Raw genomic sequence first — 22,796 nt, 5'->3', positions numbered from 1 at the left:
TTACCCCAATGCTTACTTCAAAGGATTCAAATCCTATTGGAATAGAAAAAGGCCGCAGCGTTAAAACTGCGGCCTTTTTTTAAAAAAAATCACTGAATACCGTATTTCGCTAAAATGGCATCAAATGTTCCGTCAGCTTTAATCGTGGCTAACCCTTTGTTATACGCATCAATATATTTCTGCGCATTAGGGTTCGCTTTGCCTGAGGTAACATGTAAAGGATTTTTAGACAAAGATGCAGTGGTAAACTGAAAATCACTGCTATTTAAGCCCGCCTCTTTCATGGTCGATAACGCAACCAACTTATCTTCAAGGGTAAGATCAATTCGTTTTGCTTGCAGTTTCTTCAAGTTAGTCGTGAGATCATTAGCGTCTGGTTTGTTGAAATTAGTGGCGGATAAAAAGTCATCTCCATAACCATAGCCCCTAACGATGCCAACTTGTTTGCCACTCAAACTATTTAAACCTGAAAATTCGAAAGCATCGCCTACTCTTTTAATAAAGCTCAGTTCATTTTCTAAATATGAATCACTGTAAAGTAAATAAGCCGTTCTCTCCTGCGTATACCAAGTTGCAGGCAACAGATCAATTCTGCCTTTACTCACCTCATCTAATGCTCGTGACCAAGGCATGATTTGAAAATTTACGTCATAGCCCTGTGTTTTCATAGCCGCAACAGCGATTTCTACCGATAGCCCCGGCATGCTTTTATCCGGTGAAATAAACGGTGGCCATGGATCTTGCGCAGCCGTAATAGTAGCAGCAAAGCTACTCGGTAAGGCCATCATCATACTGAAAATAAAGATCAACAGACGCTTCATACTTTCTTCGCCTTGAAGGTGGAACTTATGTTTTGAACTTACGCATATGAGTTTTAATATTTGAGCTCAGTTGAAGAACTTCTTTCGTTCTCTGAGCATTATCTTGACCACTACTCGACAGCTCATTAGTGGCCTCTGATGCTTCAACAATCGCCTGACTGACTTCATCAATGGCTTGTTTCTGCTCTTCTGTGGCATGCGAAATCTCGCCATTTCTTTCAGAAATTTCAGAGATAGTATTTTTCACCTGCTCCACAGAATGTTGTGACTCTGATACTCGCTTAGCGGTGCTTTCTAACAAATTAGAGATGCGAATAATTTCTTGCTCAACCGATTCTGTTGCACTGCTAAGTGAGCGAATATTGGTTTGGATCTGTTCAGTGGATTGGCTAGTTTTGGTCGAAAGGTTGCGCACTTCGTCAGCCACTACTGCAAAACCACGACCATGCTCACCTGCGCGTGCCGCTTCAATAGCAGCGTTCAGTGCCAGCAAGTTGGTTTGCTCGGAAATGTCATTAATCACCCCGACCACCGTTGATATTTTTCGCCCTTCATCAAGCAGCTTATGCATCTCCGCGTTTACCGAACCCATTTCGGAACGCATGTTTACAATCTCGGCGGCAGAGCGTTCTATTGAGTGGTAAACATTATCGACCAATTGAGAAGCCTCACTTGCTTGCCTTGCGGCGTCATTAGCGGTTTCAGCCACTGTTGCCACCGACTGACTCATCTGTGTGGAAGCGGCAGCGACGGTCGATAAACTGTGTTTTTGTTGATCAATTTGCTGCGCATTTCTCATGGCAACCTGACCACTCATCTCTGCGGTGTCTTTTAACTGCACAGAAGCATTCGTTACTTGTACAACTATCTCCCTTAGCGACTCCGTAAAATGATTAATACTGCGGATGATCTGCGAAAACTCTCTATATTTGGGTTCTGGAATGATACGACTTAAATCCCCTTCACCGGTTGCAAGATCGGCCACTCGCTCTGTCAAATCGTTGAGCGGGCGAAGGACGGTTTTCGTTAACGCCAAAATTAAGAATACAATCGTTACGCTATCTAAAATCAGCAACTCAATCAGGCTATATTGCAGACTTTGTAACAAGGTTTTTTCTAGCCTATCTGTGTTATAGAAAAGCTCTACCTGACCAACTTCATTTTCCTTTTCATACTCAACAAAGGTGAGCTTTTGCACCGAAGAGAGCATGGATTCGTATTGTTTCCCCTCATTGGGTTCCATCTCTTTGACGTCTTGAGAGTCGGATGATGTACTCAGGAAAAGAAGCGGTGTACCACCCGCATCTTTCACTCTAACCGCTTGTATGTCTGGGTTATTTAACTCTGCTGAAATAGTGAGTTTGGCGGCATGTAAATCAAAATCCCAAATTGCTTTAGGTAGGCTGTAGCTCAAGCGCTCTTTTGCATTCAAGATTGATGTATCTAGGCTATGCTGTAGCTCCGCTTTCTTTGACTGGTAATCAATGTAACTAGAAATGCCCAACACAATGGACACTGCCAGAACAACTTGGGTAACAAAGATCACTTTGACACTTTTCCACATACTTCATTTCGCCTTAATCAATGGTATGAGTTAAGCACTGTGCGTTGGCTTCATCGCACCGCATGATAACCATCTGACTCTTGTGTTTAATGAATAGGACAATGCAGACCAGAAGAGAGGTCAATATCATCTCTGCTATTGTCTGAACTCATACCGATCATGTTGATCTCACTTATCTTTTACTTAAGGATAGACCAAGAAAGAAAAAGGCTATTGTTTTTTAAGCCGAAAGTTTACTTTCGGCTTAATTTAGAATTGAGTAGCGAATGAAGAAGCGCTGACGGGCTGGATAGGAGAGTATTTGGCCGTAACCAACGCATTTAATAGTGATACTCCTGTCGCCTCTTGTTCGGTAAACACTCTTGCACTCATCACTGCTTTTCCGCCGTTGATGAACACTTCTAATGAAGAATTATCCGCGAGAATCTGCAGCTCAACCTGTTCACACTCTAAGGCCAATTCACGAATCACATCACCTTGACGTATCAAAGTATGGGAACGATCAAAACGTAATACTTTTTGCTGGGCATCCAAACTCAGTTCAACGTATTGCTCACCTTTTTCAAACAAACGTAAGCTTGCCCCCCACGGCAAAGTGATACACATTTCAAAACTTTTGGTGTTGAGAATGGTGCATTTATCGCTTAACTCCAAACTTACCGGCTGGTTACATAACTGCTCTAGCTCCTTTATAGGCCTTTGAATAAGTTGACCATTCTCAACACTCAACTCACGCAGTGCCGTAAGTTGATGCAGCCAGCCGTTGTCACAACTAGGATGATTAATTTCGTCAGGCAGCCCCATCCATGCACACAAGATGCGCCGCCCGTCTGCCGTTTGCATTGTTTGAGGGGCATAAAAATCAAAGCCGTGATCCAGTGGTTGCAGATGACAAAAGTGAGGATGATCATTGTCATCCCATAAGACTTTTGCAATACGATTTTGATGGACAACTGTGTGGTTCACGTTATCTGAAATAATCCCTTGAGGGCCAAAAACAAAATAACTTTGGCTCGCGATTTCAAACATATCGGGGCATTCCCACATGTAACCTAGCGGTGCGATTTCTTCACCAAATAGACCATCGAAATGCCACTCTTTAAGATCATGTGAATGATAAATAGCGAGCCGACCTTGCAATTGCGTTGTTTGCGCGCCCAATAACATGAGCCATTTGCCTCGGTGGCGCACTATTTTAGGGTCGCGAATGTGTTCAGTGACACCCGTTGGCAAATTACGGATCACTGGGCCACGTTTTTCAAAACGGAGACCATCTTGCGACACGGCTAAACACTGCGTTGTTTGACGCAATCGCTGTTCACCTAACCGAACATTGCCAGTATAGAAAAGCATCAACTCATCGTTGTGACTTAAAGCATGACCAGAAAAAACTCCGTGACTGTCATACCAATCTGATGGAGTCAGTGCAATACCTTGCCATTGCCAGTGAATAAGATCAGTACTCGTCAGTTGTACCCAATATTTATCCTTGTGCTCACACCTATAAGGATACCACTGATAAAAAAGATGATATTTTCCTTGGTGATAAATGAAACCGTTTGGATCATTGAGCAGCCCTTGCGGCGGAGAAATATGCCACGTTGGACGAAAGGGACAATCGTTTGGCGAGGAATAGGTGTACGCATTAAGCCGCAGCTGAGAGTCAATCATTCGACCTAAATTATTGATCAGTTCATCGGCATATTCATTGATGCTATCTTGTTGAATCAAAAATGAAAGCTGCCATTCACCGAGCACCTCTCGCAATCGCATATGGCTAGGCAAAACATTGACTAAAGCTGGATCTCGCAGCGCAATAACGATTTCGCCTCTTGGTGCGAGTACTCTATGAATATTGGCCGGGCCGCCAACTAATCTCACCATCTCTTCAAATGACATTTTTTCCACTGGCACTGTTTCTAATGACATGACTTACACTCAATTTTTGGGAACGATTGCAAAATATAAAAAAATAAGCCTGCTTGCAAGCATTGGTGAAATATTGCCCTCAATTATGCGGGCTTCCCCTCAGCAAGTACCTTCAGCCTTAGCCGGTTTCACGTTCGATACTTTGGAATGTTAACACGACTTTACTCATCTCCTGTCCACGACCAGCAATACGTTCAAGCAACATCTTGGCTGCATTTTCACCTGCTTTATCAAAGGCATAGTTGAATGTTGATAAGCTTGGGTTACTGACAAATGCGAGCTCATCATTGCCAACTCCTAATACTTTTATTTGCGATCCAACCTGAAACCCAGACTCTTGCAGTGCTTTCACCGCTCCAACCGCAATTCTATCGGTTGCGCAAAAAAGACCATCTAATTGTGGGTATTGCGTAATTAATGTTTTAGCTTGTAAGTAACCAGATTCAATCGAAAAATCACCACGCACATGAAACAACAAGGTTAAATTGTTGATACCCAGTGCTTGCTCTAACCCTTGAGAACGTAAACAATCCACCGCTACGTCATCGCTCTGAACACCAATAAAACCAATGTGTTGACAACCTTTTGCTATCAACCGTTTACCCGCTTCGAATCCTACGCGAAGATCATCATGAACAATACTTGGGATATCGTGCAGTGAGCCATCTTGCCCAACCAAGACCACCGGGACATTAGATTGTTGGATTGCTTTTACTAATGGCATATCAAGGTGTGTGGCGTAAAGTACAATGCCTTCGACCCTCTTTTGATTAAATATTTGAATATATTCCAACTCTTTAGCGTGATCTTGATGAGTATTGGCAAGCAACACGTGCTTGCCCGCTTGTTCAAATATGGCACTTAAACCATCAACGCCTTGTGCTGTCGCATGCGAAGAGACTCGCGGAACGATGACTCCAATTAAATTGGTTTTTTGTGATTTGAGATCTTTAGCGACTTGGTTGACCACATAGCCGCATTCGGAAATTGCCTTTAAAACTTTGATTTTTGTAGACTCTTTAACACCATACTCATCATTTACAACGCGTGAAACCGTCGATTTAGAAACTCCGGCCAGCTTAGCGACATCGTGCAAACTCGACATACATAACCTTACTCATTCTGTTTTGGGATTGTTTGCAAAACTCAGCGCAGCAAACGATCGAATAGTGTGATTCTAACGCTGTTTGTAGAATTATCGATCTCTCTTTTACTGATCTAATTCACAGAATCAATGGTTGGCTTTTGACTACTTTGAATCATTCATCAAAAATCCATTCTGCAAACGTTCCCAAAAATACTTATTTTAATTTTATCCACCATGCTTATCTTAAAGAGATCAAGTCATCTGGATACCAAACAACAACCGGGGTGGGTTATGAACTATCCAGTCATAGCAAAACAATTATTAGAGCAATTAGGTGGCAGAGAAAATATCCAAGCCCTTGCTCACTGTGCAACACGTTTAAGATTATCGCTAAAAGATGACGCATTGGTTGATGAACAAGCCATTGATTCACTTGAAGGTGTCAAAGGACAATTCAAAGTCGCTGGCCAATATCAAATTATTTTTGGCTCCGGTATCGTTAACCAAGTTTATGCGGAAATGGCCAAGCTGACCGGCCTTGCTGAAATGTCAACCAATGATGTTGCAAGCGCGGGAGCACAAAAGCAGAACCTAGTGCAGCGCGCCGTTAAAGGGTTGTCTGACATTTTTGTCCCTATTATCCCGGCCATCGTTGCTGGCGGTTTATTGATGGGGTTGTTCAATGTACTGACAGCCACTGGGCTTTTTATCGAAGGGCAGTCACTGATTGATGCCAACCCGGGCTTGGCTGATCTTGCCAGCATGATCAACACCTTCGCTAACGCCCCTTTTGTTTATCTTCCTGTTTTGTTAGCATTTTCTGCTTCTAAAAAATTTGGCGGCAACCCATTCCTTGGCGCTGCATTAGGTATGTTGATGGTTCACCCAGACCTGCTTAATGGTTGGGGATTTGGCGGCGCGTCTGTCGCAGGCACCATCCCTACTTGGAATATTTTTGGCTTTGAGATCCAGAAAGTCGGCTATCAGGGCTCTGTCTTACCCGTTTTAGTCTCCGCCTTTATTCTTGCAAAAATCGAAAATGGCCTGCGCAAAATTATCCCTTCTGTACTGGATAATTTACTGACGCCTATGCTCTCGATTTTCATTGCAGGCTTTTTAACCTTCACTCTGGTAGGTCCGATTACTCGCGATATCGGCTTTCTATTGGGTGATGGGCTGAACTGGCTATACGATTCTGCTGGCTTCATTGGTGGTGCACTGTTTGGCTTCATCTACGCACCGTTTGTGATTACTGGCATGCACCACAGCTTTATTGCTATCGAAACACAGCTATTAGCTGACATCGCCATTACTGGCGGTACGTTTATTTTTCCTATTGCGGCCATGTCAAACGTCGCACAAGGTGCAGCAGCTTTAGCGGTTGGTATGAACACCAAAGATATCAAATTAAAAGGCATTGCGATTCCATCAGGTGTGACCGCCCTTCTGGGCATTACCGAACCCGCTATGTTCGGTGTAAACCTGAAACTTCGCTACCCATTTATTGCTGCGATCATCGGTTCAGCTTGTGCCAGTGCATTCATTACCTTGTTTAATGTCAAAGCACAAGCGTTAGGCGCGGCTGGGCTTCCAGGAGTGATTTCCATTAACCCAGAGAAAATCAGCTACTACATGATTGGTATGCTGATTTCTTTTGTCATTGCCTTTACCTTAACACTTGTTTTGGGTGCCAAAGAGCGCGCAAAGCTTGATAAACAAGCAACAGCGTAACCCCCAAGGCTGTTATGCTCCTAAGCCCGCTCGATGTGAGTGGGCTTATTTCTTCAGCGAATAACACGGATATTGGAAGAAAAAATGAATCGAGTTTGGGTGACAGGCGACGCGGTCGTCGACTTAATTCCTGATGGTGAAGCACACTATCTAAAATGTCCGGGCGGTGCTCCGGCGAATGTGGCTGTTGCCATCGCAAGATTGGGGGGTAATAGCGCCTTTTTTGGCCGTGTGGGTAATGACCCTATGGGGCGCTTTATGCAATCCACATTAACCGAAGAGAAAGTAGACACCCGATATTTACAGTTGGATGAACAGCAAAGAACATCAACCGTCGTGGTCGATTTAGACTCGCACGGCGAACGCAGTTTTACCTTTATGGTGAAACCTAGCGCGGATCAATTCATCCAATGTTCAGATATTCCCACCTTTTTAGCGGGCGAATGGCTGCATTGTTGCTCCATTGCACTGGCCAGTGAACCGAGTCGCAGCACTACCATTGAAGCGATTAAACGCATCAAAGCCAACGGGGGATTTGTCAGTTTTGATCCCAATCTACGAGAAGAGGTCTGGCCTAACTCCGAAGAGATGATCCCAGTGGTGATGAGCGTGGTGGCAATGGCGGATGTGGTTAAGTTTTCCGATGACGAACTGCTCTTGCTCACGCAGCGCCCTAGCCTTGAGCAGGGATTAATCTCAGTGAAAGAATTGAACATTCCGCTGATTGTCATTACTCAAGGTGCAAAAGGAGCGCTGGTGATCACAGCAGAGATGCAAACAATGATTACGGGAAAAGCCGTAAAACCTATCGATACAACAGGTGCCGGAGATGCTTTTGTCGGTGGATTACTTTGCCAGTTGTCATTACATAAAGAGTGGTTTACTAAGGGTACTATCATAAACGCAGTGCAATGGGCTAATGGCTGCGGAGCATTAGCCACCACCCAAAAAGGGGCAATGACAGCGCTACCAGATAAACACATGCTTGATCAATGGATTGGCTAAAATGATGGCTTGTACTTGCAAGGACGTAAGTCGTGTTGAAGTTCAAGCAAACTGCGAAATAAACGGATGATTTTCAGAGGATATTTGCTACGCTTACTGCATGATTAAACAAATAGCACTCGGACCAGATGCAGACATTTATAAAATATGAACGATGTAGACGGTGGATAGTTAGCTTACTATTTTGCTTACTGCCCATCGTTGTAGCTAGCCCAATTATCGCTTGGCAGACACGAGCTGATTTGAATCATCACATGCAAAACGTTTTGGTAAAAGGTACGGATTACATTAATCTACTGCTAAGAAATGCTCATGTTGCCAATGAACGTGCAGCGCCCTATCTCAATATGGATTGCCTAGATGCTATTCATTATTTACGCGAGCTAGTGGCGACAACTCCCGATATCCGGACCATCAATTTAGCCAAACAAAATACGATTTATTGCAATTCGTTAAACGGTCAAATAAACGATCACTACCAAATCGACAGCTATGTCAGTGGTGAGCTCTATTTAATGGCTGGTAATCGACTCACACCTCTCCGGCCTGTGTTAGCTTTTCACAGAACTTACGAACAGGGTATGGTGATCACTGGAGTTAGTTCCTATTACCTAACTAACATGCTTATTTTACTAGATGGCTATGGCAAATTTTATTTTCACGTTGGCAAAAATCACCTCGACGAGACCGGCGTTGTAACTTCCGAACCGTTATTTCCCACAATCATTAATACTTCAGAACGCTACCCTTATTCACTATCGACCCTATTAACTATTGATGACTACTGGCTTTATTTTAAAAACACCAAACAAACCAGTGCGATGTTAGCTCTCTTAATGGGAATCGGTTTAGGCGGATTTGTTTTTTGGAAACTCGGCCAAGCTTCGTCAATGCAAGGAGAAGTGAAACGCGCTATTCAATCCAACGAATTCGTTCCGTATGTACAACCGATTGTTGATGGTAGTGGTCAGCTCTGCCATATCGAAGTGCTTGCCCGCTGGCAACATCCTGTTCATGGATTAGTGAGGCCCGATCTTTTTATTCCCTTAGCGGAGGAATCTGGGCTAATCATTCCTATTACGACTCAGTTAATGTCCCAAGTAGAGCATGAACTTTCATTACACCAGTCACAATTTCCAGAGCATTTCAGTATTGGATTTAATATTTCAGCCAAGCACTGCGTAGCTTCCAATTTGTTTGATGATTGCAAACACTTTATTGAAACCTTCGACAATCGTAAGCATATTTTAACGTTAGAGCTCACTGAGAGAGAGTTGGTTATTGATAGTGATGAAGCAAAAAAGCTCTTCCAGTCATTGGATAAAATAGGTGTGTTGCTAGCAATTGATGATTTTGGTACGGGTCACTCTAGTTTGAACTATTTGCAAGAGTTCAAGTTTGACATTTTAAAAATCGACAGAAGCTTTATTACCATGATCGGTAGTGATGCGATCTCTAGCCATATTGTTGAAAACTTAGTCGATTTAGCTAAGCGACTTGGGTTAAAAACCATCGCCGAAGGTGTGGAAACCCAAGATCAAATTGATTTTTTGAACGAAAGAGAAATTGACTATTTACAAGGCTATTTCTTTTATAAACCTATGCCGCTCAGTGAGTTTATCACTCTGCTTAAAACCACCTAGATCAATCTCTGGCATTCCAATGCGGTGATAACTAGAACTTCAGTGGTTATTTCTTATGACGAGAAGCCAACTGAGCACGGTAGCGAGCTAAATGAAAACGTTTTCGAACTGGCTGATGAGCAGACAGTTGTTTTAATACTTGATTGAGTTGTTTATTGTGATGCTGGCTATGATTCGCCACTGATTGTTCATCATCTTCAATGAAGAAAGACGCAACACTGGCCGTCAATAAACCAAAAAGTGTTATGCCCGTAAGCATTAAAAAGACCGCAACACCACGACCAAACGGGGTAACCGGGTACATATCACCATACCCTACTGTAGTAATCGTAGTCATTGCCCACCAAATCGCATCAGAAAAATCATTGATTGGGCTATCCGTGCCTTTTTCGACCAAATAGACAAAAGCCGCAGAAAGAAGCACTGTCGATAAGCTGGTTAACCCAATAAAGCTGAGCGTTTTTTGCCTCAGCACCGCCTTTGTTTGACGCCATGCTCTTGGCAAGATCAGTAAAATGCGTAAAAAACGGAGCGGACGTAGGAATGGCATGGCCACAATCAACACGTCTGGCCAGTTTTTTACCATGTAACGCACTGGATGTGGGCTGAGTAAGACCTTAACCAGTAACTCCGTTGCAAACAATGCCCAAATAATCCAAAGCAGATGCTCCAGAAAATCAAGCTCTTCGGGTTGTAAAGGTGCAATATCTGGTAGTAAAGCGACGATCACATACACTACCGATAATAGCAGCATCGGAATTTCAGTTTTATGTTCGATCGCAGACAGTAGTTGTAAACGTGTTTTTAATTTCATGATTCAAATACCTTTTTCCGTTTACCTTAACGCCAAAAGTACCAAGTGAACAGTACAACCATCCCTTTCGTTACCCAATTAGCACCCAATTCAAAATGGAAATCACTATAAACTAGGTGGTTGAGATGTAAAGAATTGTGACCTTAACAAAGCTTAAAATAACCGTCTTGAGCGTTATTCTAAGCTCTCCACACCCAATATCTCACTCACAAAAATCTAAAAAACACCATAGGAGTCAAGTTTCAATTGTGATACGATGCACAACTTTATGGATATCTCTCTATTTTCATATGGACGTGACCCGATACCCAAGCCACTTAGGATGCTGTCGATGACCAGTAAGTGAGGCCGAAAAAACATCAATAAAATGGTGGAATTGGCGTCAATGAACGTGATCAATACAGCAATACTGCAAGTGGGACAGGTATAACTCCGTTGTTTTACTCCGAGGTCACTTATTACCATGTCTTTTTTAAAAGATTTAGCCATTCGCAAAAAAATTGCGCTTGCCTTTACTATTATCGCGTTAGTCAACATCGCCTTCGGTTATTACCTATACCGAATCAACTTGAAGATGCAGGCTTGAGAACCTGAAAATGATCATTAATTCGAGATGTCAAAGAGCCTGCGATCTCTGGAAGAGTCACAGAAAAAAATTGGTCTATTGCCGCCTTGAAGTCCCGTTTTCTTTTGAAGTAAACGTTGTTCCTCGACTTCTCATTCATTACTTTCCATAGCCGCTCTATTGGGTTGAGGTTTGGACTGTAAGGTGGAAGATAATGCAGTTTAATATTCAGGACAAACGCCGCATCTTTGACTAAGTCACTGCGGTGATATCCCGCACCATCTAATATGATATGAAGCTTATGGGCTAACGAATAACTCTCTCTTAACTTACAGAAAAAACGAACAATCGATTCACTGTTAATGCTCTCATAGTCGTGAACAATGGTTGCACCAATATCCGACAGGTTCAGTGCGCCAATAATGTTCAATCGGCTACGATTACCCGTTGTTTCAATCACTTTATCCTGACCAGTACGTATCCAGCCATGCGATATCTTTGTTGATAGTGTTGGGTGAACTGCATCGATAAAGACTATCGATTCATCCTCGCCACAGCTTGCCTTTAGCGCTTCATACGCCTCTATGAATGCTTGCTGTTTTGCTTCATCAAACTTGTGTGGTATGCCTTTCGGTTGCTTGTAGCTAAAACCATTATGGTGAAGCCATTTGTTCATACCAGAAACAGTATAATCAAGCCCAAACGTCTCTTTAACATAGGCGACAATTTGATGAGTATGAGAATAGGTTTTCTCAGTCAAATGCTCGATTAGGTGCATGGTTTGAATAGCAGAAAGCTTGCTTTGGCTTCCTCCATTCTCAGGCTTAAGTTTTTCAGAAAGTACGTAGTCACTGAGGTGACGTGCAACGGTCGATTCATGAATACGAAGAGCTTGTGAAATCATAGTCTGACTCCAGCCTTCAGAAGCCAGCAAAACAGCCTTAATACGGTCGCAAACTCGACTATCACGCTCAATGTCGTGCATCTGTTCGAGTTGCAGTTTCTGTTGAGGAGTCAGTGTGATTTTCATGGTTTGTAGCATGATCCTGATTCTATTGAAAATCAAGCATCTTCAATGATCACGGGTATAGAAGTTATCGTCCCTAAAAAATTTGCTGCTCACATAAAAAGATCAAGAAAATTTAAAACGACCATAAGTGATGACGGTAAATATTTAAAATACCACCCACCAGGCACAATCAATATCCATGTATTACAAGCTAAATTTGATAATGAACGACATGACGAAAATGGTAATAAGATCTTCACCCCACAAAGGACAAGAGCTTTTGTGAGTTTCCTACGATTATTGGCTATTCATATAAAAGTTAGAACGAGCTTTTAGCATACCGGCCTTCATAGCTGTAAGAGTGCATCAGTTGCGATATGTTGGTCTAAATAGAACAGAAGCAGAGAAGCAAAGCTGTCAAAAGTTACTAAGCCCCCAGCTTGGAAACTGCTGTGGTCAAAACAAGAAAAGACAAAGCCACCACGCCAAGCTCCAACTGTCTATTGGGCTTACATTAATCTTGGAAAATTTGCCGGATGGCACGACTCCAAGCGAAATGCTCGAGTGGACTGGGAAAGGCTTTGAAAAGGATGGTTCAAGTTGCAAACCACTCTCGGAGGGTACCTACTCGCTAAATCTCTTGAGATATGACTTGTGATCAAGATACAGAGCCTAGCTGGGGGGCTCTATGCAATATGATCCGCCCCAGCAGTTTTGGACACCGAGTTAAGTGAGTACAGTCACTAACGAGGTGAACAATGACAACTAAGAAAACTAGAATTAAACATTCCCCTGAATTTAAAGCAGAAACTCTGAAGCTAGCAGAGAAAGTCGGAGTAGCTGCCGCAGCAAGACAGCTTTCTTTACATGAATCTCAAATCTATGGGTGGTGGAAGAACTCGAAGAAAGACACCAATACGAGTCAGCGAGAGCAAGAGCTAGCCGCAGAGGTTGCCAAGCTCAAAAGGCAGTTGGCTGAGCAAACCGAAGAGCTAGAAATTGTAAAAAAGGCCGCCATGCGTATTTCGGTGATTGCGATCGCTCGTTTCCCCCCTGTGTCAGCATAGTTGTCGCCTAGATTTTTAAGGAGATAACTATGCCAGCTAATCCAGTTCCAATTGATGTGAAAACGAAAGGTCAAACTTGGCTGTTACCACCATATAATTGGTCTCATCGAAGAATTGCTAAAGAATTAGATGTGAGTCCTTCCGTGGTATCTAAGTGGAGAAATGAACTTGTTGAAAGCGGCCTATTGTCTACAGAGCCGCCGTTAGAAAATACTACTACTGATTATTCAGCGGAGCAGCGGTTTTTCATAGTGATTGAAACTGCAACAATGTCTGAACGCGAGTTAGCTGAATACTGTAGGTCTAAAGGGTTATTTGTCGATGACGTTAAAACCTGGCGAGCACTATCTATCAAGGCGCAGAGCGCAATATCAACTTCAATATCACACAAAGAAAATAAGCAACTACGTGAGGAACGCAGAAAGGTAAAAGCGTTGGAGAAGGAGTTGGCACGTAAAGAGAAAGCACTTGCTGAAACGGCTGCACTACTGGTTTTGCGGGAAAAGTTCAATGCCCTCTGGGAAATCAACGAGGAAGACTGATTCCTATCTCAGAGCGGCTTAAAATAGTCACGCTTGTTGATGAAGCTGTACGTAAAGGGGCAACAAAGACAAAGGCTTGTTCCACCGTTGGGTTATCAATACGAACGTTCCAGCGTTGGACACGGAACTCTGCCGAAATCACAAGTGATATGCGTCAGCATCCTCGGCAGCACGAGCCTCATAATAAGCTATCAGAAGCCGAAAGGCAGCAGATATTAGATATCTGCAATACACCAGAGTATGCCGATTTACCGCCGAATATCATCGTTCCAATGTTGGCTGATGAAGGCATTTACATTGCCTCAGAGTCCACATTTTATCGTGTATTAAAAGCAAACAACCAGCTAGGTAAGCGAACTCGTAACAAAGCTGGCATAAGTCCTTCTCGACCAAAGGTTCAAAAAGCCTGCAAACCAAATCAGGTATGGAGCTGGGATATCAGTTATCTGCCATCCAAAATACGAGGGAAGCACTATTACCTCTATTTGATAATGGATATCTTCAGTAGAAAAGTAGTAGGTGCAGAAGTGTATGATCAGGAGCTAGGCGAATATGCAGCGGAGTTACTCCAAAGAACAGCATGGCGGGAAAAGTGTGTGCAAGGCAACATTACTTTGCACTCTGACAACGGTGCTCCTATGAGAAGTTACACCATGCTTGCAAAGATGTATGACCTTGGGGTTGTAAGCTCTTACTCTAGGCCAAGAGTAAGCAATGACAACCCATACTCTGAGTCGTTGTTCAAAACAATAAAGTATTGTCCTTCATGGCCAATGGATGGGTTTTCTTCCATTGAAGACGCTCGGTGTTGGGTTGGTAATTTTGTTGATTGGTATAACAATGAGCATAAACACAGTGGCATAAAGTATGTAACACCTCAGCAGAGGCATTGCGGGGAGGATAATGAAATTCTCCGACAGCGCATGCAAGTCTACCGACGTGCTCAATTGACTCATCCAGGCAGATGGAGTCGGCAAACGAGAGACTGGAGTTATATCGATGAGGTGTACTTGAACCCTGAAAAGTGTGCAGCGTAATCATTGACGTTACTAAATTGTAAAAAAGACGACAACTTGCTTGAAAAACAGCGGTACTGCTCAAAAGATTATCGAGACCTCATAACTACTTATAATCTAAAACAAAGTATGAGCAGGAAAGGAAATTGCTGGGACAATGCTTGTGTTGAGAGCTTCTTCCATTCTATGAAAGTTGAAGCGATCCAACATGAACCGATTATGATGAGAGAGCAGATGCGCCAAACGATCTTCGAGTACATAGAGGTTGATTATAATCGGACGAGAAGGCACAGTGCTCTTGGGTATCTAAGCCCAGTTAACTTTGAACAGCAAAATGTCGCTTAATGTGGTGTCCAGTCTTGCTGGAGCAGATCAAGTTAGCAAAAAAAGAAATTTTAGCTAACTTAGTTTAAATAGCTTGTACACCTAACGTCTGTTGGCTTATATAATAAAATTGCTATCACTAAAACATTGCACGCTCTTACGATATTCAGTTGGCGTCATATTTTGATACTTCTTAAAAAGTACGCGGAAGTGGTTGGTATCATTGTATCCAATTTCGTTGCAAATTCGCTCTATAGAATATTCGGTTCTATTCAATTTCTCTCGTGCTACAGCAATTCGGATCCTCTGTATATAGTTTATAGGAGTTTCTCCCGTTGCCATTTTAAAGCGACGTTTCATTTGCCGCTCACTTAAAAAGCAGTGACTCGCGCACTTGACGACACTCAGTTTAGTGGGATTTTGTTCGTGCATCCAGTCTTGAAGGGCATGAATCAGTTGATCATTATGCTGCCTAAACTCTACAAAATCGGAATGAGATACTTGCTGTTCCTCTGTTACTTCCCCTTTTAAAAAATGATCACATTTTTCTTTGTGGTTTGAACCAAAAAGCCCATCGATAACGAGCATTATTGCTTGGTAGTACTCAACAACGCTGGAAGTACAGATCAAATTATCTTCGCGAGTGATTTTGATATGCGGCTGCAATTTTACCTTGGGATACAGATCGCGGAATAAACGGCTGTGAACCCAATGTGTAGTGGCAGTTTTTCGGTTAAGCACGTTCAAATGAGCAAGGATAAAAGCCCCTGTATATAGTGAAACAACGTACGATGTTTCACTAATTAACTTCTTGAGCCAGTTCCCCATTTCGTCACTCATTAAAAGAGGTAGCTTCTCCGGTTCACCACAAGAACCAATTAAAAGTACGTCAGTGTCAGAAATTTCACTCCAGTCTCGGTTTGGTGACAATCTAATGCCACCTAGGGCTTGAACATTATTACCTGATGTTGAGACTAAGTTTATTTTAGGTTCTGGAATTCTCGCTAATGTGCTTGCAACAGTTAACATCTCAATTGGACCAGAGATAGAGGTTGTTGGCATTCCATCGAAAAGTAAGGCCGTAATTTGAAGCGGTTTAGGAGCCGTACAGGTAAAACGCATTGTACGTATTTCCTTGTGTAACAGTAATTTCCTTTACTATGCCTAAACCTCGAGCACTAAACCAATGAACTTATATGATAATTACCTTTTATGTTGAAAGTATAACAAAAAAAGAATTACTTAAGATTTTGATTTTTATAATCTTTTCATCCATAATTTTCATTATAACCAAATGTGTTGAATAAATTTAGAGTAATAACTCTATCACCGGCCAGCCGTAACGCATTGCACGCTGCCTGTGAGTAAACTTGAATAACAAAAGTTATCACTATCTTGATAAACGGTCTGGAAATATTCGTCGGCTCTTTCCAGAAGAAGGTGTGCTTGCGTAGCATCTGGTTCAACGCTAGCTGTATAGAATTCGCTGTATACTGTACTGCTGGTTGAGAATAAGCTCGATGTCCAAAAATATACTGAAGATGAAACGTTTAAACTTATGGAATCATCTTCAGGCCCATACGTCGTATGAAGTTGATGCATACCACTCCATTTATGATCAAGAGTATGAAATTCTCGATACTTCTCGACTCCCGACGCACTGTAAGTAACACCATGACTGAACAACAAAGTGTTATTTCTTCCTTCAAGAAAAGAAGGATGAAACATGTTGTTCTGATACACAAGTAATAGTGTTAAGCTAGCAAGCAATACTGCTAATAAGATGTTTAACTTACTGGCAATGTTCACGAATAGCCTCTTTGATGTTTTGAGTTGTGTATTGGTGAGAAAAACTCAAGTTAGCCGAACGAATTTCACTAAATTTTTCTGTTTTATAGATGCAAGATACATATATCTGTTCTGGGTTTTTAGAAAGGAAGATTTTGCTTATATTACTTTGATAGATGCCTGAAATGGATTCTAATAGCTTAGTACCACTTGGGCTAAACTCGTAATAATAGCTAATACCTGCAATCTCGGCACTTACCCACCGTTTTGTACTGATGCTTAGAGAGTTAAAGTAGATAGTGATAAGCCAATACGAGATTGAAATAACACCTATGGATAGGCAAACGGTAATTACACCTTGGATAAGCATATATAGTGATGGAGGGTTTACAGCTTTTAACAAGGTGCTTTCTGGTTGCTGTTTGTTTTTATTGCTATTTTCACTGTCATCTGCGGTAAAGTTGCTTTCTCCAGCTCTTAAGTTAGGCTGTGAAAACATAACCCCACCAACTACAAGCATATAACCTTGTTTTGGGAAAGTTTTGATATAGCGTTGCTCCTTACCATTGTCACCAAGAGCTAAACGTATTTGCGCGATAGACTGGGTAATACTAGACGCAGAGACAATGCGCTCTCCCCATACCTCTTGTAAAATACACTCTTTAGAAACCACAGCTCCTTGATTATGGAGCAGAAGTTCTAAAATTTTGCTATCAGTAGACTTGAGCTTCTTACTCTTTTCGTGGCTTAGATGTGACAGTTGTCTCCGAGCTGTTGGGTCAAATACCCACATGATGTATCCTTTAATGTTTTCATAAGAGGTTTGCCAGTTATGAGGAGTTATGAGGAGTTATGATGTTATCATAACGGAGTTACTGAGTGTAAATCTGTCCTGAGCAATACCTGCAAAGCACTACGTTATTATTTGTTTCCATTTATACTATTTACGTCTACACACTGAATTGCTTGGTCAGATAATTGAACATAGCAGTATTGTCTTGCATCGCTTGGTAGTACTTGAAATTCCTCATCCCCACCATCAAATAGAATATGCTGTTCTGGCCTATCAAAAAATCTTACCTGTTCTTTATCGACAAGCTTACTGATAAATTTAATCGAATATTCATTAAATGGCCAGAATGTGATTAAAAATTGCGTTTTTACAGACTCACCACTATCAAATTTAATATTTGCAAGTAGTTCATATCGGTTGAGAAAAAAAGGAACCAGTGTATAGCTTACCTCTCTATACCGAGAATCTTGTTTTTCCTCGCCATACGTAAGGACAACTTTACTAATGACAGTCTCAGTCTTATTAACAAAGCTAGGTGTGAAAGAAGTAGCAAGGTAGAACTGTATTAGCAACGTAATAATGAGTAGTAGACTCAAGATTCCTATGGTTTTATTGACATACTTCCAACACTTCATTACCAACATCCTCAAGGACACGATTTATATCAACTGAAAAATTATAACTTCTTTGCTGATCGTTGTTTGGTATCAACTTGTAACATGCAATGTAAAGTCGACTTTGATTAGAAGTTATATAGAAATTGACATTAGTGAGATTCTTTTTATGGATAATAGTCTCTACCAACTGACTACTTACTCTGTCATTTTTTTCAACGTAAAAATTGTTACTTCCCACCTTGAATGAATAAAAACTCATGGACTTAGCGCTATCAGGAGCGACAAATAAGAAATGGAATAATAAAATGTTTATAAACAACAAAAATGTAAACCCACTTATCAACAGCCAACTTACTGAGTATTTTTTTATCGCTGTATCTGTTTCTGCTTTTTCCTCTGCTACTAATTTAACAGTGTTTGGCATAAGACAATAGCCCCATTTGGGTATTGTTCTGATAACATTCTGTTCGTTAGCATTGTCACTTAAAGACTGCCTTAACTTAGTTATGGCTTGTGTAATGCTGGACTCAGAAACAACTTTGTTTGGCCATACATATGTGAGTATTTGCGCCTTTGTTACCGTTTTGCCTTGATTGGTAAGCAATAATTTCAGTAGGTCACTCTCTATATTATCTAGTTTTCTATAGTCATTTGTCTGCAGGTTATGTAACTGCTTATCTGCTCGATGATCAAATATCCACATATTGTTACTCTTGCCGTTGATTTGCTGTCAATCACTGTCTCTAGCCAGATAGTCATTAATGATAATTCTATCCATTAAATTCTCTACCTTCAATAGATACAGTTAAAACCTACGTATTTTTGCCATCGCTAATGCGGCGCTCCAGATAGGAATAAAATACACCAAGCCCAAATCAATGGAGCAACAAACCTTAGTGGCTCTTGAAGCAAATCGCTGTAATGGTACGGTTAACTTGGATGGTATTTAAGCCTTATAATTATCACTACTTATAAGGAATCTGATATGTCACCAAAACTACGAGTGCAAATCACCCCTGTAGTGGTCAACTAAAATTGGCCACGGTTTTAGAGTTTTCCCAATATAATCGTTCTGATTCATTGGGAGTTAGACCACCGTTATACTGATGTGGCCTGAGTTGGCAGTAATATCCGATAATGTAGCGGGTGATCTCTTGTTGAGCCTCAGCGAAGCTACGATAACCCACAGCTGGCACCCATTCCGTCTTCAGACTTCTAAAGAAGCGCTCCATCGGCGCATTATCCCAACAATTTCCTCGGCGAGATAAACTCTGTTTTATTTGAAAACACCACAGCAATTGACGGTATTTACGGCTGGTATAGTGACTGCCTTGATCGCTATGGAACATGGCACCTTTTGGCTTTCCGCGAGATTCATAGGCCATAGACAGCGCTTTACCTGTCAACCGACTATCAGGCGACAAAGACATTGACCAACCGATCACTTTGCGGGCAAAAAGATCGATAACGACCGCTAAATACATCCACCGATTACCTGTCCAAATATACGTAACATCGCCAACCCAGACTTCATTTGGAGCCGTAACAGCAAACTGACGACTTAAGTGATTTGGAACGTCAATATGTTCTTGTGAAGCCTTTCTGTAACGATGCTTTGGTTCTTGGCAGCTCACTAAACCAAGCGTTCTCATAAGCTTTGTTGCTCGGTATCGGCTCAGCTTTACACCCTGATTTGTGACTATATCTGCAATGGTTCTCGCTCCCGCAGAGCCATTGCTTGCGGCGTGAGCCTCGCTAATCAAGCTGCGCAGTTTTATTGTTTCCGCATTAATTAACGCTGGGCGTTTAAGCCAATAGTGATAACTACTTCGATGAACATTGAGGACTTCGCATAATATTTTTACGCTGTGGCTCTGCTTGAGTTTCTTGATTATCAAGAATTGTTCAGTGAGTCCGACATCAAGAAAGCCGTGGCTTTTTTTAGTATTTCATTATGCTCTTCAAGGCGAGCCAGCTTCTTTTTCAATTCCCGAATTTCTATTTGCTCAGGGGTCATAGGTGAAGCTTTCGGTGTTTTCCCTTGGCGTTCTTCTCTAAGCTGGCGAACCCATTTATCCATCGTGGACTTGCCCACATTCATGGCTTGGGCTGCTTCAGTCACTGAGTAATTTTGGTCTAAGACTAGCTGCGCTGCTTCTAACTTAAATTCTGCGCTAAATAGTCGTCTTGTACGTTTTGTCATAATGTCACCTGTTAACTTATGAGGTGATGATATCACCTCTAACTAAGTGACCAAATTCACTATGCCACTACAGAGTCAGTATTATTTTCATGGTGCGTAGCATGATCCTGATTTTATGAGAAATCAAGCATCTTCAATGATCACGGGTATATAACACTTTTAGTACTTATCACCCAAACAGAACCGTTACTTACAATATAAAACCTTTTGACCATGCTTTTTTTGGTTCACCTATCATGGCATGAGTACCACCCTGACACCTCAATAGAGAATTATTCAGTATCTATTTGATAAATCGAAATAAATGTCAAAACTAAATTTAACTATTCTTCATAGCAGCATCAACAAATGGCGAGACATCTCGCCATTTTTATTGATTAAGGTTTGACCGCTAGTAACCCCATTGCTGGGTTCATAACATTCATTCCCGCTAAAGCCAGCCCACCAGAGAGTGACTTAGCTCCCCTCTTCGAAGCCGCTTTCTTCGCTTGCTTCATAAGCATGTTTTGCGATTGATTGAAGCGTGCTTGATTATCCATATCCACGGCCGCTTGAGTGATATCCTCAGGACTCATATTGATAGCATCAGTGACACCAAGCGTTTCTAGGTACTTATCCATAACATTTCTATCAGGGCTCGCGATACGGTCATGCATCGTAGTGACTTCGTCCTTAGTAGACATGTTTGTGAAGGTTGGAATACGCCAGAGCTCTTCCGCTAAGACTCGGTAGTCCGCTTCAATCATGTTCAACGAAGACATGATACTTTCTTCACAACGGCTCACTGCCACTTGGTTAACGTTTCTGTTGTATTTAATTCCCGTTTTGCGTTTTGTCTGCTTTGAACGCAGGTGCTTACCAAATGAATCCCACAGGAGCACTTTGAGTAACATCGGGTTAACCATAGTTCCAAACTCTACGCCGGTCCCTACCCCCATCGTTGCACCTGCACCCGCTTTAAATGTGAAGTCTCCAGAACCTTTAACAATGGCTTCCAAAGCAGCAGATGCGCCTAAACCAACCGATGCAGAACCAGTCACACAACCAGACAACATACTCATGCCGCGAGCTTTCAAGGTAAAGGTGCTTGTTCCACTCGCCTTAGCACCAACAAAGGCACTTGCACCAATTTTGGTTTTAATGACTTCATTTTCAGAAAACATGCTGGCACTGTTTATTGCACCTGTGAACTGAACTTTTGCTGTCGCACCAACAAACAGTTCTCCCTCGCTCTTTAGTGCCATAAAGTCAGCCACAGAAAGTTCATGGGAAACTGTTAACTTCATTCCCATTTCGGCAGCGAGCATCGCATCAATTTCTAAATCGATACCCGGTATAATTTGAGTTGTTACTACAGAATCATCAATGCTATAAGTTGCATTTCCTGTTACCTTATTAACCTCAAATTCAGATTTAACACTTTTCTCCTTGTTTCCACTAAAAAGCTCTCGGCTATGCCCAATGCCATCCAATGCGCCTTTATTGATCTTAGCACTAGCACTAAATTTGCTGCTCTCACGGGCCCCAATTTCAGCGGATGCTTTGATTTGGTTTTTCATTTTCCCGAAGTCCCAAGTTTTTTCAAACTCGACTTTTGCTTCGGCAAATAGTGCTTGTGAGGCTTCAAATGTCACTGAACCGTCTTCAAGGTTTACTTTGCCCTCAACAGAGCGGGTATTTCCTTTTTGGAACAGAGCATTAATAGCAGGCCAAAGTTCAGCATTACATTTGGCATGATTAAAGTAGGCATCTCGTAAAGCATTAACTTGCGCATCCAGAATTTCCACCTTGGCTTGGCCAAGCTCACCGGATGCTAAGATACTGCTATGAGAACGCTTCAAAACTTCATGCTTGTTATGCAGCATCTGGAAGAAAGTACGGTTAATCAATTTCGAACGGACAGATTCCGTTGGTGAGCGGTGTGGTTGAATCACCTTAACGACACTGCCAAACTTTTTCGTCACTCGTTCTACAAAAAACTGCCATACAGGATGCTTAGTCACTGCGCTAGCTTCGTAGGCGCTAGTGTTGTTTCCTGATTGGCGATACAATTCCGCCTCAACCTCAGAATAGATAACATCTATCGCTTTCTCTAAATAAGGCAAGGCTCTGTTAGAGTGCCTTCTCCCGCATGCGAGAGACAGTTTTTTCAACCATTGCTCAATTTCTATCGCGCATCCTAAGTTTGGGATTAATTTTCCATCCGTCCCTTTGATTGATGACACATCGAAGTCGAGATTGGCTGCAGCAAGCTGTTTTTTATTCATTAGCTTTCCTT

General features: G+C 42.0%; 17 protein-coding genes and 3 pseudogenes. 7 read left to right on the top strand and 13 right to left on the bottom strand.

Annotated elements, in window-relative coordinates; translation table 11 throughout:
* Positions 1–89: 89 nt before the first annotated feature.
* The 4 genes from N5E84_RS05040 to N5E84_RS05025 form a co-directional block, all read right to left on the bottom strand.
* Positions 90–821 carry a transporter substrate-binding domain-containing protein gene (locus N5E84_RS05040; RefSeq protein WP_069211927.1) on the bottom strand — a complete coding sequence of 244 codons (732 nt, stop codon included), beginning with the start codon at positions 819–821 and terminating at the stop codon, positions 90–92.
* A gap of 25 nt (positions 822–846) precedes the next feature.
* Positions 847–2,385 carry a methyl-accepting chemotaxis protein gene (locus tag N5E84_RS05035; protein ID WP_019282393.1) on the bottom strand — a complete coding sequence of 513 codons (1,539 nt, stop codon included), beginning with the start codon at positions 2,383–2,385 and terminating at the stop codon, positions 847–849.
* 249 nt (positions 2,386–2,634) lie between these two features.
* Complete coding sequence (locus N5E84_RS05030) at positions 2,635–4,314, bottom strand: glycoside hydrolase family 32 protein (RefSeq protein ID WP_019282394.1); 1,680 nt, start codon at positions 4,312–4,314, stop codon at positions 2,635–2,637.
* Between the two features lie 118 nt (positions 4,315–4,432).
* The gene (locus tag N5E84_RS05025) at positions 4,433–5,419 is read right to left on the bottom strand and encodes a LacI family DNA-binding transcriptional regulator (protein WP_019282395.1); all 987 of its coding nucleotides are present in this window, start codon (positions 5,417–5,419) and stop codon (positions 4,433–4,435) included.
* Between the two features lie 273 nt (positions 5,420–5,692).
* Here N5E84_RS05025 and N5E84_RS05020 point away from each other — a divergent pair, with 273 nt between their 5' ends.
* From N5E84_RS05020 to N5E84_RS05010, 3 genes are all read left to right on the top strand, one after another.
* On the top strand, positions 5,693–7,132 hold the full coding sequence (locus tag N5E84_RS05020) for a sucrose-specific PTS transporter subunit IIBC (protein ID WP_029388259.1): 1,440 nt from the start codon (positions 5,693–5,695) through the stop codon (positions 7,130–7,132).
* A gap of 84 nt (positions 7,133–7,216) precedes the next feature.
* Positions 7,217–8,137 carry an aminoimidazole riboside kinase gene (locus N5E84_RS05015; protein WP_019282397.1) on the top strand — a complete coding sequence of 307 codons (921 nt, stop codon included), beginning with the start codon at positions 7,217–7,219 and terminating at the stop codon, positions 8,135–8,137.
* Positions 8,138–8,391: 254 nt separating this feature from the next.
* A complete protein-coding gene (locus N5E84_RS05010) occupies positions 8,392–9,780 on the top strand; it encodes a cyclic diguanylate phosphodiesterase (protein WP_231494631.1) in 1,389 nt (462 codons plus the stop codon).
* Between the two features lie 46 nt (positions 9,781–9,826).
* Here the strand turns inward: N5E84_RS05010 and N5E84_RS05005 are convergent, their stop codons facing one another.
* A complete protein-coding gene (locus N5E84_RS05005) occupies positions 9,827–10,594 on the bottom strand; it encodes a potassium channel family protein (protein ID WP_019282399.1) in 768 nt (255 codons plus the stop codon).
* A 563-nt stretch (positions 10,595–11,157) separates the two neighbouring features.
* Entirely contained in the window at positions 11,158–12,189 is a 1,032-nt protein-coding gene (locus N5E84_RS05000) for an IS630-like element ISVa15 family transposase (protein ID WP_026027704.1), read from the bottom strand.
* Between the two features lie 298 nt (positions 12,190–12,487).
* On the opposite strand from N5E84_RS05000, the pseudogene N5E84_RS04995 reads away from it, so the two are divergent.
* The 4 genes and pseudogenes from N5E84_RS04995 to N5E84_RS04980 form a co-directional block, all read left to right on the top strand.
* Positions 12,488–12,819 (top strand): annotated as a pseudogene (locus N5E84_RS04995) (IS4 family transposase); the annotation flags it as partial.
* 107 nt (positions 12,820–12,926) lie between these two features.
* A pseudogene (locus N5E84_RS04990) lies at positions 12,927–13,178 on the top strand (transposase); the annotation flags it as partial.
* An 86-nt stretch (positions 13,179–13,264) separates the two neighbouring features.
* A protein-coding gene (locus N5E84_RS04985; protein ID WP_410001431.1) for an IS3 family transposase occupies positions 13,265–14,814 on the top strand; the annotation gives its coding sequence in 2 pieces (ribosomal slippage) (positions 13,265–13,733 and positions 13,733–14,814; 1,551 coding nt in all).
* Between the two features lie 51 nt (positions 14,815–14,865).
* Positions 14,866–15,138 (top strand): annotated as a pseudogene (locus N5E84_RS04980) (IS3 family transposase); the annotation flags it as partial.
* Positions 15,139–15,234: 96 nt separating this feature from the next.
* Here the strand turns inward: N5E84_RS04980 and N5E84_RS04975 are convergent.
* The 7 genes from N5E84_RS04975 to N5E84_RS04945 form a co-directional block, all read right to left on the bottom strand.
* Positions 15,235–16,239, bottom strand: a complete 1,005-nt coding sequence (locus N5E84_RS04975) for a GlxA family transcriptional regulator (RefSeq protein ID WP_013856705.1) — start codon at positions 16,237–16,239, stop codon at positions 15,235–15,237.
* 204 nt (positions 16,240–16,443) lie between these two features.
* A complete protein-coding gene (locus N5E84_RS04970) occupies positions 16,444–16,926 on the bottom strand; it encodes a hypothetical protein (protein WP_013856704.1) in 483 nt (160 codons plus the stop codon).
* Positions 16,910–17,698 carry a transcriptional regulator gene (locus N5E84_RS04965; RefSeq protein ID WP_013856703.1) on the bottom strand — a complete coding sequence of 263 codons (789 nt, stop codon included), beginning with the start codon at positions 17,696–17,698 and terminating at the stop codon, positions 16,910–16,912. Before N5E84_RS04965 ends, N5E84_RS04970 begins: the two co-directional genes overlap by 17 nt.
* Before the next feature lie 128 nt (positions 17,699–17,826).
* Positions 17,827–18,354: a hypothetical protein gene (locus tag N5E84_RS04960; protein ID WP_019282908.1), complete on the bottom strand. Its 528-nt coding sequence runs from the start codon at positions 18,352–18,354 to the stop codon at positions 17,827–17,829.
* A complete protein-coding gene (locus tag N5E84_RS04955; protein WP_019282907.1) occupies positions 18,308–19,018 on the bottom strand; it encodes a transcriptional regulator in 711 nt (236 codons plus the stop codon). Before N5E84_RS04955 ends, N5E84_RS04960 begins: the two co-directional genes overlap by 47 nt.
* 322 nt (positions 19,019–19,340) lie before the next feature.
* Positions 19,341–20,518, bottom strand: a protein-coding gene (locus N5E84_RS04950; RefSeq protein ID WP_088732546.1) for an IS3 family transposase whose coding sequence is annotated in 2 segments (ribosomal slippage) — positions 19,341–20,260 and positions 20,260–20,518 — 1,179 coding nt in all. Because the reading frame shifts where the segments join, the coding sequence is not laid out codon by codon here.
* 377 nt (positions 20,519–20,895) lie between these two features.
* Positions 20,896–22,785 (bottom strand): hypothetical protein, encoded by a 1,890-nt coding sequence (locus N5E84_RS04945; protein WP_013856699.1) that lies wholly within the window; start codon positions 22,783–22,785, stop codon positions 20,896–20,898.
* Positions 22,786–22,796 lie beyond the last annotated feature (11 nt).

It is taken from the genome of Vibrio sp. J502 (assembly GCF_025397955.1).
GTDB classification, from domain to species: Bacteria; Pseudomonadota; Gammaproteobacteria; order Enterobacterales; family Vibrionaceae; genus Vibrio; species Vibrio anguillarum.
This window is presented reverse-complemented; position numbering and strand designations above follow the sequence as displayed.

Coding starts and splice junctions, on each gene's coding strand:
- N5E84_RS05025 (WP_019282395.1), bottom strand. CDS start 5,419: ATGTCGAGTTTGCACGATGTCGCTAAGCTGGCCGGAGTTTCTAAATCG.
- N5E84_RS04975 (WP_013856705.1), bottom strand. CDS start 16,239: ATGCGTTTTACCTGTACGGCTCCTAAACCGCTTCAAATTACGGCCTTA.
- N5E84_RS05035 (WP_019282393.1), bottom strand. CDS start 2,385: ATGTGGAAAAGTGTCAAAGTGATCTTTGTTACCCAAGTTGTTCTGGCA.
- N5E84_RS04955 (WP_019282907.1), bottom strand. CDS start 19,018: ATGTGGATATTTGATCATCGAGCAGATAAGCAGTTACATAACCTGCAG.
- N5E84_RS05030 (WP_019282394.1), bottom strand. CDS start 4,314: ATGTCATTAGAAACAGTGCCAGTGGAAAAAATGTCATTTGAAGAGATG.
- N5E84_RS05005 (WP_019282399.1), bottom strand. CDS start 10,594: ATGAAATTAAAAACACGTTTACAACTACTGTCTGCGATCGAACATAAA.
- N5E84_RS04965 (WP_013856703.1), bottom strand. CDS start 17,698: ATGTGGGTATTTGACCCAACAGCTCGGAGACAACTGTCACATCTAAGC.
- N5E84_RS05010 (WP_231494631.1), top strand. CDS start 8,392: ATGCAAAACGTTTTGGTAAAAGGTACGGATTACATTAATCTACTGCTA.
- N5E84_RS05000 (WP_026027704.1), bottom strand. CDS start 12,189: ATGAAAATCACACTGACTCCTCAACAGAAACTGCAACTCGAACAGATG.
- N5E84_RS05020 (WP_029388259.1), top strand. CDS start 5,693: ATGAACTATCCAGTCATAGCAAAACAATTATTAGAGCAATTAGGTGGC.
- N5E84_RS04945 (WP_013856699.1), bottom strand. CDS start 22,785: ATGAATAAAAAACAGCTTGCTGCAGCCAATCTCGACTTCGATGTGTCA.
- N5E84_RS05015 (WP_019282397.1), top strand. CDS start 7,217: ATGAATCGAGTTTGGGTGACAGGCGACGCGGTCGTCGACTTAATTCCT.
- N5E84_RS05040 (WP_069211927.1), bottom strand. CDS start 821: ATGAAGCGTCTGTTGATCTTTATTTTCAGTATGATGATGGCCTTACCG.